Source organism: Streptomyces sp. NPDC002643 (assembly GCF_053592555.1).
This window is the reverse complement of the sequence record NZ_JBSFVY010000011.1, coordinates 108,971-122,438: the sequence shown is the minus strand read 5'-3', so window position 1 is coordinate 122,438 and position 13,468 is coordinate 108,971. Positions and strand designations below refer to the sequence as shown.

12 protein-coding genes and 1 pseudogene are annotated in these 13,468 nt (G+C 67.7%); 3 read left to right on the top strand and 10 right to left on the bottom strand.

Features of this window, described 5'->3' with window-relative positions:
* Positions 1-58 precede the first annotated feature (58 nt).
* The 3 genes and pseudogenes from ACWD4G_RS18575 to ACWD4G_RS18565 all read left to right on the top strand — a co-directional run.
* Positions 59-754, top strand: a complete 696-nt coding sequence (locus tag ACWD4G_RS18575) for an alpha/beta fold hydrolase (protein WP_451294607.1) — start codon at positions 59-61, stop codon at positions 752-754.
* Positions 751-1,815, top strand: coding sequence for a maleylacetate reductase (locus ACWD4G_RS18570; protein ID WP_451294605.1), 1,065 nt, complete (start codon positions 751-753; stop codon positions 1,813-1,815). Before ACWD4G_RS18575 ends, ACWD4G_RS18570 begins: the two co-directional genes overlap by 4 nt.
* A 721-nt stretch (positions 1,816-2,536) precedes the next feature.
* Positions 2,537-2,857: pseudogene (locus ACWD4G_RS18565) on the top strand (IS982 family transposase); the annotation flags it as partial.
* On the opposite strand, the gene ACWD4G_RS18560 reads toward ACWD4G_RS18565, so the two are convergent.
* The 10 genes from ACWD4G_RS18560 to ACWD4G_RS18515 form a co-directional block, all read right to left on the bottom strand.
* Positions 2,854-3,720, bottom strand: coding sequence for a bifunctional 5,10-methylenetetrahydrofolate dehydrogenase/5,10-methenyltetrahydrofolate cyclohydrolase (locus ACWD4G_RS18560; RefSeq protein WP_451294603.1), 867 nt, complete (start codon positions 3,718-3,720; stop codon positions 2,854-2,856). The pseudogene ACWD4G_RS18565 and the gene ACWD4G_RS18560 overlap by 4 nt on opposite strands.
* A gap of 47 nt (positions 3,721-3,767) precedes the next feature.
* Positions 3,768-4,640, bottom strand: coding sequence for a formyltetrahydrofolate deformylase (gene purU / locus ACWD4G_RS18555; protein ID WP_451294601.1), 873 nt, complete (start codon positions 4,638-4,640; stop codon positions 3,768-3,770).
* Between the two features lie 27 nt (positions 4,641-4,667).
* Entirely contained in the window at positions 4,668-6,044 is a 1,377-nt protein-coding gene (locus ACWD4G_RS18550) for an aminomethyl transferase family protein (RefSeq protein WP_451294599.1), read from the bottom strand.
* Positions 6,045-6,128: 84 nt separating this feature from the next.
* Positions 6,129-7,070, bottom strand: a complete 942-nt coding sequence (locus ACWD4G_RS18545; RefSeq protein WP_451294598.1) for an SDR family oxidoreductase — start codon at positions 7,068-7,070, stop codon at positions 6,129-6,131.
* Positions 7,071-7,106: 36 nt separating this feature from the next.
* Entirely contained in the window at positions 7,107-8,312 is a 1,206-nt protein-coding gene (locus ACWD4G_RS18540) for a VOC family protein (RefSeq protein ID WP_451294596.1), read from the bottom strand.
* Positions 8,313-8,323: 11 nt separating this feature from the next.
* On the bottom strand, positions 8,324-9,334 hold the full coding sequence (locus ACWD4G_RS18535; protein WP_451294594.1) for a fumarylacetoacetate hydrolase family protein: 1,011 nt from the start codon (positions 9,332-9,334) through the stop codon (positions 8,324-8,326).
* 56 nt (positions 9,335-9,390) lie between these two features.
* Positions 9,391-9,768, bottom strand: coding sequence for a nuclear transport factor 2 family protein (locus ACWD4G_RS18530; RefSeq protein WP_451294592.1), 378 nt, complete (start codon positions 9,766-9,768; stop codon positions 9,391-9,393).
* Positions 9,769-9,814: 46 nt separating this feature from the next.
* Positions 9,815-11,293, bottom strand: coding sequence for an aldehyde dehydrogenase (locus ACWD4G_RS18525; RefSeq protein WP_451294590.1), 1,479 nt, complete (start codon positions 11,291-11,293; stop codon positions 9,815-9,817).
* A 172-nt stretch (positions 11,294-11,465) separates the two neighbouring features.
* Positions 11,466-12,290 (bottom strand): HpcH/HpaI aldolase/citrate lyase family protein, encoded by an 825-nt coding sequence (locus ACWD4G_RS18520; RefSeq protein WP_451294588.1) that lies wholly within the window; start codon positions 12,288-12,290, stop codon positions 11,466-11,468.
* Positions 12,287-13,468 carry a CaiB/BaiF CoA transferase family protein gene (locus tag ACWD4G_RS18515; RefSeq protein ID WP_451294586.1) on the bottom strand — a complete coding sequence of 394 codons (1,182 nt, stop codon included), beginning with the start codon at positions 13,466-13,468 and terminating at the stop codon, positions 12,287-12,289. The genes ACWD4G_RS18520 and ACWD4G_RS18515 overlap by 4 nt, the downstream gene beginning before the upstream one ends.

Sequence of the window (13,468 nt, the reverse complement as noted above, 5' to 3'; positions counted from 1 at the left end):
GGTGCCACCGAGTGACAAGAAGGGGAGCCGACCGTTGCTCCAGTATCCGTTGGTCCTTGTGCCCGCGTTGGGTTCCGACGCCCGGCTATGGCAGCCGGTCGTCGACCACATCCTTGAGCACATCGCAGTTGAGTGTCTGATCGTTCAGGCCACCGGGGACTCGATCGAGTCCATGGCGGACGACGTGTTCGCCCAGGCGCCGGACCGGTTCTACCTGGCCGGGATCTCGATGGGTGGCTACGTCTCCCTGGACGTCGTGCTCCGGGCGACCGGGCGAGTCGCAGGACTGGCGCTGCTGAACACATCGGCGATCGCCGCACCGCCCGACCGCAGGAAGAGCTCCACCAGTCTCATCGCGCTGGCCGAGTCCGGCCGGTTCGACGAGGCGGTGGACCGGATCAGCGGCGCCGTCGCGCCGAACCGACCCGATGTGACGGCCCTCGCGGCCTCCATGGCCCGTGACCTGGGGCCTGAGGTCTTCAAGGCCCAGCAACTCGCGGTGCTCAACCGTCGTGACCGCACATCGGAGACGTCGAAGATGGCGGTGCCGACGTTGATCGTCGTCGGCGACGCGGACGCGATCACACCTCTCAAGCTGAGCGAGGAGATGGCGGGCTCGATCCCGGACTCGGAGCTGCGCGTCCTGGAGGGGATCGGCCACCTCTCGCCCCTCGAAGCTCCCGCCGTGGTCGCGTCGCACCTGGTGGACTGGCTGCTGCGCATCGACGGCCACGACTCAAGGACAACCTCATGACGATCACCTTCGACCACACGACACAGGGCCAGCGGGTGCTCTTCGGCACCGGCGCCGCGGTCGCCAACACGGTCGAGGCGGTCGAGGGCCTCGGCGCGAAGCGGGTCCTCCTCATCGCGGACGTGTTCGCGTCAGAGCTGTCCGACGCGATCGCCGAACGGATCCCCGTCGTGGAGCGGGTCCACGAGATCGTCCAGCACGTGCCGGTCGAGAACGCGGCGCGGACCGTCACACTCGCGCGGGCGCAGGAGGCCGACGCGGTCATCACCATCGGAGGCGGGTCCTCCATCGGCCTGGCGAAGATCGTCGCCCGTGACGCCGGCCTGCCGATCGTCGCCGTGCCGACCACCTTCGCCGGCTCCGAGGCCACGAACGTGTGGGGCCTCACCGAGGCCGGGCGCAAGACCACCGCCGTCGACGACAGGGTGCTGCCGAAGGTCGTCGTCTACGACGCGTCCCTGATGGCGAGCCTGCCAGGCCAACTGGCCGTCTCCAGCGGGCTCAACGCGGTGGCGCACGCCGTCGACGGGTTCTGGGCCCCCCGTAAGAACCCGATCAACCAGGCGATGGGCACAGAGGGGCTGCGAGCCCTCTTCCCCGGTCTGCGCGCCCTGCACACCAACCCAGATGACATCGGGGCCCGCGAGCAGACGCTGTACGGCGCCTACCTCGCCGCCGTCGCGTTCGCCTCGGCGGGCTCCGGAATGCACCACAAGATCTGCCACGCGCTCGGCGGCACCTACAACATGCCGCACGCCGAGACGCACTCCGTCGTGATCGGCTACGTCACGGCGTTCAACGCCCCGTACGCCGCTGACGCCGCCGCACGCGTCGCCGCGGCCGTGGGCGACGGCCGCACCGCCGCTGCGGGGATCTACGCCCTGCGTCAGCAGGTCGAGGCCCCGATGTCGCTGAAGGAACTCGGCTTCCAGGAGGAGGCCATCTCCGAAGCGGCCGGCATCATCCTCCCGGCGATCCCGCCGTCGAACCCCCGCCCGGTGACCCAGGCCGCCCTCGAGGCACTACTGCGCGCCGCATGGGCAGGCGACCCGATCGAGTGAGGAGCGGTCCACGACCGTGCACGCTGTCCCCGCAAGGCAGATTGACCGCGAGCGGTCGCCGGGCGGGGACAGCGGTGTTTCTTGCTACGGCCACCACTGACATCGGATATCCGCCCGCCTTGAGGGGTGAGGAGTGAGGGCATGCTCAGGCGTGCCCCGCACGCCCTCACTGAAGTCGGCCTCACCACGGTCGGTCCCGGTCTTCGCCGACACGCACATCCGCGAAGGTCGACGCCGGCGGGCAGGCCCTCATCGGTACCGGGTCGGGACACGCCGGGTCACTCGGCCGAACTCACTAGTCTCCGCGAGCGATCGCCTCACCAGCACACCCGTGCGCTGATCGAACTCCGCTTCACGCCGACGGCCATGGCGAGCTCCTCGGCCCGGGCGCCATCACGGCTGACGACGCCGGCCAGCCTCCCACCGAGGTTCGCTGCGTGGCCTCCCGACGAGATCACCGCACTGCCCTCGTACCGCACTCACGCGGATGTGGCCGCGGGCAACGTGACATGCCCGGCCCCTCGAACCCTGGACTCACGAACAGGCCCTAGCGAGACGAGTAGTTCCGATTTCAGGGTTCACAGACGCAAGAAGGGTGTCCAACATCGGGTCGTAACGACCGATTTGGACACCCTCTTGGCGGCACTGTACGTGCCTGCCGATGACCGCTTGAAGACCCCGCGATGGTGTGCGGACTACGATCTGCGCCTGGTGCGCACCCCCGGCCGGGCCGCCCGTCACCTGGACCTTGTTGGACCCGAAGATCGATGAACGGCAGATCCTGGCCGACAAAGGCTAGATCGCCGCCGAACTCCCGCTCAAAACGGTCCGCCAGCTGATCGAATCGGTTACCGACACCCTCGAAGGCCAGCTCGACCTCGAACAGCGCGGCGGCCGCGCCATCGAAGGGGTCGGCGTCCGCGTGGCCCAGCGGATCCTGGCAATGACCTGCGCCGTCTGGCACAACCGCGCCATCGGCGCACCTATCACCCGATCGCTGACCGCATCCGACCACCGAGCCACATCGGAACTGCTCGTCTAGGCGTACTGGCGGGCCGGTACGGCAGCGGCTGTCCGCCGCTGGGCTCCACGAACGGTCTGTACGAGAAGGGTCGCGATCGTCATCGGACCCACGCCGCCAGGGACCGGGGTGATGAAGGAAGCACGCTCCGCGGCCGTGTCGAACTCGACGTCGCCCCGGTTGTCGGCATACCCCGCGTCGACCACCACCGCGCCCGGCTTGATCCACTCGCCCTTGATGAGTTCCGGTACCCCGACCGCCGCCACGACGATGTCGGCGCGCTCGACGTGCTCGCGCAGGTCCGCCGTCCGCGAATGGCAGTACGTCACTGTCGCGTCACGCCCCAGCAGGAGCATCCCCATGGGCTTGCCCAGGATGGCGCTACGGCCGACCACCACCGCGTGGCTGCCTGCGAGCGGCACCTTGTAGGCGTCCAGCAATGCCAGGATCCCGCCCGGCGTCGCGGACGCGAACCCCTCCTCGGAGAAGGCCATGGCCGCGAACGACGCCCGGGTCACCCCATCGACGTCCTTGCCGGGGTCGATCGCCTCGAACGCGGCGCGCTCGTCGATGTGGTCGGGCACCGGATGCTGCAACAGGATGCCGTCGACCTGGGGATCGGCCGACAGGTCACCGATGACACGGCACAGTTCCTCGGTGTCGATGCCGGCGTCGAGATCGACCCGGCGCGACTGGATCCCGACCTGACCACAGCGGTTGACCTTCATCCGTACATATGTGTGCGAGGCCGGGTCATCGCCCACGAGCACCGTAACCAGAGTCGGCGTTCGGCCGTGCACGCGGCCGAACTCCACCACTTCCGCCCTCAGTTCGGCCAGCATCGCCGACGACACCGCACGGCCGTCCAGTAGTTGTGCCGCCACTTCAGCATCCTCGTTTCTCTTGAGCCTGGGGACCGCGCACGGCCCGGTCAGAACACCACCGTCTGGTTGCCGTCGCGGATCACCCGGTCCTCGCAGTGCCAGGCCACGGCCCGGGACAGCACCTGACGCTCGACGTCGGCGCCTCGCCGCTGGAGTTGCGCCGTCGTCTCCACATGGGAGACGCGCACGACGTCCTGCTCGATGATCGGGCCCTCGTCCAGGTCCTCGGTCACGTAGTGAGCGGTCGCTCCGATCAGCTTCACCCCGCGGTCCTTGGCCTTCTGGTACGGCCCGGCGCCGATGAAGGCCGGCAGGAAGGAGTGATGGATGTTGATGATCGGCACATCCAGCTCCTCGATGAACTCCCCCGAGATGATCTGCATGTACCGGGCCAGCACCACCAGGTCGACGTTGCCCTTGAGCAGTTTCAGGTGCTCCTGCTCCGCGACCGCCTTACCGTCCTTGGCGACAGGCACGTGGAAGAACGGGATGCCGAAGCCGCGCACATCGTCGCCCAGGTCCGGGTGGTTGGAGATCACCATGGATATGTTCATGGGGATCTCGCCGTGGCGTTGCCGCCACAGCAGGTCGAGCAGACAGTGGTCCGTCTTCGACACCATGATCGCGACACGCTTGAGTTTGCGCGCCTCCACCAGCCGGTAGCTCAGCCCCAGCGCGGACAGGTCTTTGTCCAGCTCCTCCTCCAACTCGGCCAGCCGACCGGGCAGACCGTCCAGGTGGAACATGGTGCGCTGGAAGAAGCGGCCGCCGGCCGGATCGGTCGAGTGCTGATCGAGCGAGATGATGTTCGCGCCGACCCGCGCCAGCACAGACGAAACCGACGACACGATCCCGGGTCCGTCGGCGCCCTGGACGATCAGTCGTCCACGGTCAGCGGCGTCTTGAGCAGGCAGATTCATGAGAGTGGTTCCTTTGCTGAGCTGCGCCTACTGGGGGACGACTCCGGAGGGGATGGAGTTCAGGTCGGTGTCCTTGTTGCTGGGCAGGTCCAGGTACGGGAACCGCTCGACCGTGGCGCGGATCGGCTTGATCCGGGAACCGTGGTCTCCCCAGTGAATGACCACCTCGGTGCCGATCTCGGCCAGGTCCACGTCGATCGCGCAGTGCGAGATCATCTCCCGGTAGTAGTAGGAGTAGGCCACCACCGAGGAGATCCCGACCTGCTTGCCGTCCTTGGTGACCAGATCGGCGTGACCCGCGGCCGGGGCCGACGGCGTGAGGGGGAACTCGAAGTTCCTGTACTCCTCGCCCGGCTCGAACTGCGAGGCGAACACGTCGAGTACGTCCTCCTTGTTCCAGCGCAGCACGACCGTCTTGCGGAGCGGGTTCGCGGCCTCGGCCTCCAGTGCCTCGCGGCCGATGAAGTCGTGGTCGAACTTCGCCATCCAGCCCCAGTTCACCTCGAACGGAGTCCGCAGCCGGGCGCGCACGTCGCCCGGTTCGGCGCTGCCCGTCAGTGGACTGCTCACGTGCGACGGCGGAAGGTTGGCCCCGAACACCGGGTGGTTGACGAACTCGGGGTCGGTGAACGCGGCCGGCAGGAAGGAGTTTCCCTGCTGCGGGAATCCTCCCTCGGTGTGGTTGACCACGTAGGTGCGCCATCCGAGCCGCTTGATGTCGTACTCCTTGCCGGCCTGGAACACCATGTCGAACACGGCGGGTCCGTACTCCAGGGGCCCGCGCAGCTCGTAGGCCAGAGTGTTGGACATACCGATCCGGGAGAGCTCGATGTCCGCCGCCGGGTCGATCCCCGGAACCTTGACCTTCTGGATGCCCAGGAACTTCAGATCGCGCAGCGGCTCACCGAGGAGCTTTTCCAGGACCTGCAGCGAGCTCGGACCCGCGACCTGGAACAGGAAGATGTCCCGCATCGTGATCTCCACGTCCAGGCCCAGCGCCGGGGCCTTGAAGATCGGCCACGGCATCGCGGCGAGATGGCGGAAGGAGTCCTCGCTGTCACGCACCGCCAGACCGTGGTTGGCGATGAACCCGCGCTCGTCGAGCATCACCAGATGCTTCGAGCTGCCCACCGGCCACTTGTGGACGTTGTTGATGCTCACCCGCGACAGGAGCTCCTGCGCGTTCGGACCGCGGAACGTCATCTCGGGCAGCCCGCTCAGGTTCGACGCCAGGTAGACACCTGTCTTCCAGGCCATCGACTCCTGCTTCCAGCCGTCGCCCTCCCAGATGTGCAGACTGCCCAGGATGTTCCCGTAGGTCATGATCTCCGGGTACACGGGGACGTCCTGAATGGTCGGCACGCCCGGACCGACGGGTGCGGCAACTCTGTCGTTAGCGTTCATGGTTGAAGCTCCTTCTCTGACACTCAAAACTCTTCGGAACACCAAGTCCGCGCGGCACTGGAGGCAGGACGGACGGATCTGTTGTCACGCCACGTCGTCGATCTGGTCGTAGCGCAGGGACTTGACGCGCTCCATCACCGTGCGCAGCGGCTCGGCCTCACGACCCGTGATCAGCTTCACGTGCTGGGACTGGAGCGCCTGATAGCCCTCGGCGACCGCGAGATCAGCCGACACCAGCTCGTCGCTGGCCCACATGTGGCCTTCGGGGCTGGGCGGCATGTCGGGGTCGTAGGTGCGGGGCAGGCCGACGGAGTCGAAGAAGGCCAGCCGCTCCTCCTCGGTCACCGGCGCGTAGGTGATCGGCACCCCGTGCACCTCGGAGCCGATGCGCACGATGTCGTGCATGCTCAGCAGTTCGGGGCCGGAGATCTCGTAGACGGCACGCGCGTGCCGCTCGGGGTCGCGCAGCACCGCGGCGGCGCTCCGGGCCACGTCGGCCTTGGCCACCGGGGACAGGGAGCCCTGCCCCGTCGCCATCTCCAGCCGGCCGCTCTCCGCGGCGGGGGCGATCCAGATGTTGCTGACGATCTCGGCGTAGAGGTGATTGCGCAGGAACGTGAACGGGATCTCGGAGGCCCGCAGGTCCTGCTCGCTCTGGTAGTGGTCCTTGGCCGACGTGGCGGGGTTCGTCGGGTGCTCGCCACCGCCGACCGAGGTGTAGACGATGTGGCGGATGCCCGCTCGCTGAGCTGCGGCGATGGCGTTGCGGTGCTCCGCCACCCGTCGGCCGAGGTTGAGCCCGCTGATCAGGAAGAGCGTCTCGGCCCCGCGGTACGCCGCGTCCAGCGACTCCGGCTCCGTGTAGTCGCCCTTCAGAACGGAGACGGCCGCGGACGCGCGGTCGGCGAGCTTCTCCGGTGTGCGGGTCACCAGGGTCAGTTCCGAGCCCGGGTCCTGGTTGAGCAGCAACTTCGTGACCCGGCGCCCGAGGTCACCTGAGGCTCCGCTGATGACTATTCGGCTCATGGTGCTTCTTCGCTTCCTCGTGGATGGGACAGGACGTCAGCCGAGCGGTCCCCAGAAGGTCTCGCCGTGATAGGTGTCGGAGAGTGGCGTCAGCGACTCGGGCCACACACCGGCCTGGACCTTCCGGCGCTCCTCCTTCGGCCGCACTCGGCCGTCCCAGCCCACCTGCTCCATGTAGTAGTACAGCTGGATCACGAGGCCGTCGGGGGCGACGGCGTGGATCACGTAGTCGATCCCGGGGTGGATCTCCTGCGGCAGGTCGAGGAGCTTGACGCCCTTCTCCTCCAGGAACTCCTTCGCCGCGCGGAGCTGCTCGTAGGAACCGACCTGCACGCCGAAGGCGAGCATGGTGCTGTCCTCCCGGACACCGAGCGCGCCGCGCAACTCCAGGGGGAGCAGCGTCACGCTGTGGTGCTCGGTGTTCACCCGCAGGAAGAGGACGCGATGGCCGTCGATCTCGGCCTCCTCGCTCTTCACCATGCCGAGACGCTCGGTGTAGAAACGCTCCGCCGCGTCGAGGTCCTCGACGAAGATGCTCACCGGTCCGAGCCGTACCGGCTTGAACGGCCGGGCCAGCAGCACGCCTCCGACGTCGTACGTCTTCGGCAGCTCGTCCAGCCACTGGTGGCCCGACGTGATGTCGATACCCTCGGCGCGGGCTTCGGCGATCTCGGTCGACTCCGACTTGTACGGCAGTGGAGGGTGCTCGTTGACCCAGGGCCACATCACCTCCGGCTTGCTCAGGCCGTCCCAGCCGACCTGCTCGATGCCGTACTCCAACTCGTTGATGTGGCCGGTCGGGTCCGGGAAATAGGTGTGCCAGTTCGACCCGGGGTCGCGGCCGTAGCGCTCGATCTTCTGCCCGAGCTCGGCGAGCCAGATCCGCGCCTCGACGACCTCTCGGAGCGTGCCCACCTGCCAGGTGATCTGGTTGACCGTGATGTCGGCACGGGCCGGCGGCTCCCTGTGCTCGATCCACGGGCGCGGCATGATCACGAAGGTGTGGTGGTCGCTGTTGTGCCGAAGGAAGAACAGGCGCGTGTCGGGGACATTGTCGAGCCAGGGGCCCGGGTCGGTCTTCTGTACATCCACCACGTCGGACACCGAGAACCCGAGCACGTCCGTGTAGAAAGCGGCGGACTCGCCGGTGTTGTCGACGCTGATGCCGAAGTGGTTGAGGCGCCGGATCTTGAAGGGACGGTCGTACAGGACACCGCCGACCGGGAACTGCTTCTTGGTCATGTGCTCTTTCCTCAGTCGGTCGGCTTGACGACTTCGTTGCGGATGGTGCCGATCAGGGCGGAGGAGACCTCCACGACGTCACCGGGCTTGACGAACAGCGTGTCCGCGTGGGAACCGTCCGCCTCCTGTCGGGTCGAGTCGACCGCGGTGCCCTTGGGCGTGCCGCTGGCGATCAGATCGCCGGGCAGCAGGGTCGTGTCCCTGGAGAGGTGCTCGCCGAGCGCGGCGAAGGTGTGCACCATGGACTTCGTGTTGCCGCTCTGGCGCACCTCGCCGTTGACCCGGCATTCGACGGGGATGTCCTGCAGGTCGGTTCCCTCGTTCACGATGATCCAGGGGCCGACCGTCGCGGAGGAGTCGAAGTTCTTCGCGTACGCGAAATCGGGGCCGAAGGACACGTTGTCCCGGATCGACCAGTCGTTGAACAGGGTGAAGCCCCACACGTGCGAAGCGAAGTCGTCGCGCTTGATGTCGCGACCGGCCTTGCCGATGACGATGGCGATCTCCGCCTCGTAGTCCAACCGTTCGGTACGTGCCGGATAGCGCAGCGGATCGCCGCTCGCGGACACGGAGCGGTGGTCCTTGATGAAGAACTTCGGCCCGCCGGCGAGAAGACGGTTGATGGTGGCCTCATTGTCCTCGCCGTGAGAGTTCTCAGCCGCGCTGAGCATGTGGTCGGCGAAGTTGGCGAGCGCGCAGAGGATCCGGGACGGGCCTTCGACCGGGGCGTGCAGCCTGACCTCGTCGAGTGCGAACCGGAGTTGCTCCCCAGCCACCCCACGGTCGTCCTGCGCGTTGTCCGTCAGGTACGCCAGCGCTGCTCGGGCGCCGTCGAGGGCCCGCGCCCCCTCCTCGATGAATGCGTTGAGCCGAGCGGGTACGGCGGCGGCTGCCTCGGCGACCGGCCGGGCGGTGTCCGTCGTTTCCGCCAGGTATTTCGCGTACGCGGCGTTGATGTCGACGACGGTGTTCTCGAGCACCACACCGACCCGTCGATCCGGGCCGAATACTGCGACCTTCATGGTTCTCCTTGTGAATTGGTGGGGGGCGGCGCGAAGTGACGCGCCGGATCGCCGCGTTACTTCGCGTCGGGATCGACGCCGACCTTGTCGAAGAGGCGTCCGTCGGTGGGGGTGAGGCTGTAGATGACGAGACGCTCGATCTTCCCGTCGCGGATCGTGAAGAAGTCGGCGAGTGCCACGGCGTTCCCGTTGGCGATCAGGTCGATCTCCACGGCGACGTGCTCGCCGTCCACGACGAACCGCTTGGGCGTCGGCTTCATCGCGCCGGGCGCGAGGCCGTTCTCATACATCCGCCGGATCGCGTCGGCACCGGTCAGCGTGCCCGCGGCGTTCTGCAGTACGGCGTCCGGCGCGAACAGGTCGGCCACGGTTCCCGGATCGGCTGCGGTGACACCGTCGAAGTAGGCGGTGACGACCTCGACAGGGCTCGTCATGTCCCTTGTCCTCTCTCGTTGTTCGTCGTGGTTTCTCGCGGTCGGATCACGCCGGGAGGTACTTCGTCGAGGCGTAGACCGACTTGTACTCGAGGTACGCGTTGATGCCCTCCGGCCCGAGTTCACGGCCGATGCCCGAGTCCTTGAATCCGCCGAACGGCGCGCCGAGGTCGAGGGTGTAGTAGTTGAGCCCGATCGTGCCGGTACGGACCCGACGCGCCACGGCGAGCGCGCGGTCCTCGTCGGCGCTCCAGACGGAGCCGCCGAGACCGAAGTCGCTGTCGTTGGCGATCTTGACCGCGTCATCGTCGTCGTCGAACGGGATGAGCGCCAGGACGGGGCCGAACACCTCCTCCTGGGCGAGCCGGTCGGAGTTGTCGACATCCGCGAAGACGGTGGGCTGGACGAACCAGCCGCGGTCCAGGTGGGCCGGACGGCCACCACCAGTGATGAGCCGGGCGCTGGAGTTCTTGGCCGTCTCGATGTAGCCGAGGACGCGGTCCAGGTGGCCGCTGGTGGCCATCGGGCCCATCGTCACCGTGGGGTCGAGGGGGTCACCGATCTGGTACGCGTCCGCGAAGCCCGCGACGGCCTCGACGACCTCGTCGTAGCGGGAGCGGGCGATGAGGATGCGCGACTGTGTCGTACAGGTCTGGCTGTTGTTGAGGAAGGACGCGTTGTCCAGTCCCGCGAGCAGCGTGTCGACGCTCCCGTCCTCAAGGAAGATCGCGGCCGACTTCCCGCCCAGTTCGAGGCTGACGCGGCGGATCAGCCGGCCGCACTCCTGGCCGATGATGCGGCCGGCCGCGGTGGACCCGGTGAAGGCGATCTTGTCGACCAGGGGGTGCGACACGAGCGCGGCGCCGGCGTCACGGTCACCGAGCACGATGTTCAGCACGCCGGCGGGCAGCCCGGCCTCCTGGGCGGCGTCGGCGAAGACGTACGAGTCGAGCGCGGTCTCCGGCGAGGGCTTCAGCACGACCGTACAGCCGGCGGCGAGCGCGGGCGCGATCTTGAACATGGCCAGCGCCTGCGGGAAGTTCCACGGCACGATCGCGCCGACCACGCCGACCGGTTCGCGGCGGACGATCGTCGACCCGGCCATGCTCGGGCGCACCTCCTCCAGCGGGAGGTTCTCGATGACGTCGGCGTAGATGCGCAGCAGGACGGCGGGCGCCCCGCCGTTGAACATCTGCGAGAGCCCGATCGGCATGCCGTTCTCACGGCTGACCAGGTTGGCGGTGTCCCCAGCGCGCTTTTCGAGCGCGTCCGCGAACGCGCGCAGTATCACGGCGCGTTCGGCCGCGGTGGTACGGCCCCAGGGGCCCTCGTCCAGTGCGCGTCGGGCTGCTCGGACCGCGACGTCGATGTCCGCTTCCGTGCCGAGCGCGGCGACGCCGATGCGCTCTCCCGTGGCGGCCTCGATCTGGTCCTGCAGGCGGTCGCCACTCGGGTCGACCCAGGCGCCGTCGATGAAGAAGCGCTTGCGGTCGAGGTCACTGTGCCACTCGGCGGTGAGGGACATGTTTTCTCCTGCCTGTCACATGGCGGATATCACCCGTAAACAAAGGGTGTTGCTTTGAGTCGGAATTGGCGAGGCCGGAAATGTTGGCCCAGCTATTCATCTGGAGCATGAGGGTGTGCGCACACCGCGCGGCAGAAAGACCAGCTCGACTGTTGGTACGTCGGCTAAGGGGTCAGCCCGCGTTCCACAGAATCGCCCTCGCCCGGGCGACCACCGGCGCGTCGACCATTTCTCCGTCCACACGGGCGGCATTGCCCCCGGTGACGGATTCGACAACGCGGCGGGCCCAGCGGACCGCTTCCTCGTCGGGTCGGAACGCGGCGTGGGTGAAGGGCACCTGCCTGGGATGTATGAGGAGCTTTGCCGTGAAGCCGATCTCCTTGGCCCGTCTCAGGTCCCGCCGAAGTGCCTGGGCGTCGTCCAACGCCGTCGTGACACCGTCGACGGGACCTGGCAGTCCAGCCGCCCTCGATGCGAGCACCAGTGACGAGCGGGCGTGGAGCATCGCGCTCCAGCCGGTGTCGGCACCCAGGTCGAGTGCGTAATCGAGGTGCCCGAAGGCCAGGCGAACGACGCCGGGGGTGGAAGCGATGTCATGGACTCGGACCATGCCGGTCGCCGACTCGATCAAGGCGATCACCGGCACGCCGGCGCGCTTGGCGGCAACCGTCAACGACTCCGGTGAGTCGGCCTTCGGAAGCATCACGGCCATCAACCCGGGGACGTCGGCCAGTGCGTCCAGATCCGCGCCGCACAGCGGGCTCGACGGGTCGTTGATCCGGACGCAGGCGCGACCACCACGCGACAGCCACTCGACGGCTGACGCGCGCGCGGCGTCCTTCCGGTCTTCCGCGACCGCGTCCTCAAGGTCGATCACGACCAGGTCGGCGCCGGTGTCGACCGCCTTGTCGAAGCGCTCCGGACGATCACCGGGTACGAAGAGAAGCGACTTCGCCGACTGTACGGCGTTCTCCCGATGCGGGTGCGTCATGCTCATCGCGCCGGCCGGACCGTGTCTGTCGGGGGCTCTGCCAACGGAACCGCTCCGAACTCGGCCAGCACGGCATCGGTATGCTCGCCGACTTCCGGAACGCGGCCCATGACCGGCTTGGCACCCACGAAGGTTGCCGGCGGGATGAGCGCGCGCAGTGTCCCGGCCGGCGATTCGTAGTCCAGCCATCGGCCTCGGGCCTCCAGCTGTGGATGATCTCCGAGACCGGCCATGTCTCTCAGAAGGGCGTTCGCGATGCCCGCGGCCTCAAGCCGCTCCGCGACTTCCTCTGCCGTGCTTTCGTGGAATGCCCGCTCGATCTCGATCTGCAATTGCGCGCTGTGCTCCACTCGAGACGAGTTCCGTATGAATCTCGGGTCGGAGGCGAGCGTCGGCTCGCCGAGTATCCGCTCGCAGAACGTGACCCACTCGCGCTCGTTCTGGAGTCCGAGGAAGACCTGCCGGCCGTCACCGCAGTGGAACGGCCCGTACGGAGCGATCGCCGCATGTCGCGCGCCCGTCCGCGCCGGCGGTGTCCCGCCGTACATGGCGTAGTTGAGCGGATAGCCCATCCATTCGGCGAGAGCCTCCAGCATCGAGATCTCGATCTCGACCCCCTCACCGGTCCGGCCGCGCTGGATCAGCGCGGAGAGGATGCCGCTGTAGGCATACATACCGGAGGCGATGTCCGCGATGGATATGCCGACCTTCGAAGGCTCGTCCGGAGTACCGGTGATGGAAACCAGGCCGGCCTCGCACTGGACGAGCAGGTCGTATGCCTTCTTGCCGGCATACGGTCCGTCGCCGCCGTAGCCGGAGATCGAGACGTGGATGAGGCGAGGGTTCAGCGCCCGGAGCGCTTCGGCGCCGAGGCCGAGCCGCTCGGCCGCACCCGGCGCGAGGTTCTGGACGAAGACGTCGGCCTGGCTCACCAGAGCCGCGACGGCCGACCTTCCGTGGTCGCTCTTCAGGTCGAGCGCGACCGACTCCTTCGATCTGTTCAGCCAGACGAAGTGGCTCGCGAGCCCGCGGACCGTTTCGTCGTAGCCGCGGGCGAAGTCGCCGACATCGGGGCGCTCGATCTTGATCACGCGAGCTCCCAGATCAGCCAGTTGACGCGTCGCGAACGGCGCGGCAACGGCCTGTTCGAGGGAGACAACGACGAGTCCGTCGAGGGGGTTCAT

Excerpts from the sequence above, each read along its gene's own strand:
- ACWD4G_RS18520 (WP_451294588.1), bottom strand. The coding sequence starts at position 12,290 with ATGAGCATGACGCACCCGCATCGGGAGAACGCCGTACAGTCGGCGAAG.
- ACWD4G_RS18525 (WP_451294590.1), bottom strand. The coding sequence starts at position 11,293 with ATGTCCCTCACCGCCGAGTGGCACAGTGACCTCGACCGCAAGCGCTTC.
- ACWD4G_RS18550 (WP_451294599.1), bottom strand. The coding sequence starts at position 6,044 with ATGAACGCTAACGACAGAGTTGCCGCACCCGTCGGTCCGGGCGTGCCG.
- ACWD4G_RS18570 (WP_451294605.1), top strand. The coding sequence starts at position 751 with ATGACGATCACCTTCGACCACACGACACAGGGCCAGCGGGTGCTCTTC.
- ACWD4G_RS18535 (WP_451294594.1), bottom strand. The coding sequence starts at position 9,334 with ATGAAGGTCGCAGTATTCGGCCCGGATCGACGGGTCGGTGTGGTGCTC.
- ACWD4G_RS18515 (WP_451294586.1), bottom strand. The coding sequence starts at position 13,468 with ATGAACCCCCTCGACGGACTCGTCGTTGTCTCCCTCGAACAGGCCGTT.
- ACWD4G_RS18545 (WP_451294598.1), bottom strand. The coding sequence starts at position 7,070 with ATGAGCCGAATAGTCATCAGCGGAGCCTCAGGTGACCTCGGGCGCCGG.
- purU (WP_451294601.1), bottom strand. The coding sequence starts at position 4,640 with ATGAATCTGCCTGCTCAAGACGCCGCTGACCGTGGACGACTGATCGTC.
- ACWD4G_RS18530 (WP_451294592.1), bottom strand. The coding sequence starts at position 9,768 with ATGACGAGCCCTGTCGAGGTCGTCACCGCCTACTTCGACGGTGTCACC.
- ACWD4G_RS18540 (WP_451294596.1), bottom strand. The coding sequence starts at position 8,312 with ATGACCAAGAAGCAGTTCCCGGTCGGCGGTGTCCTGTACGACCGTCCC.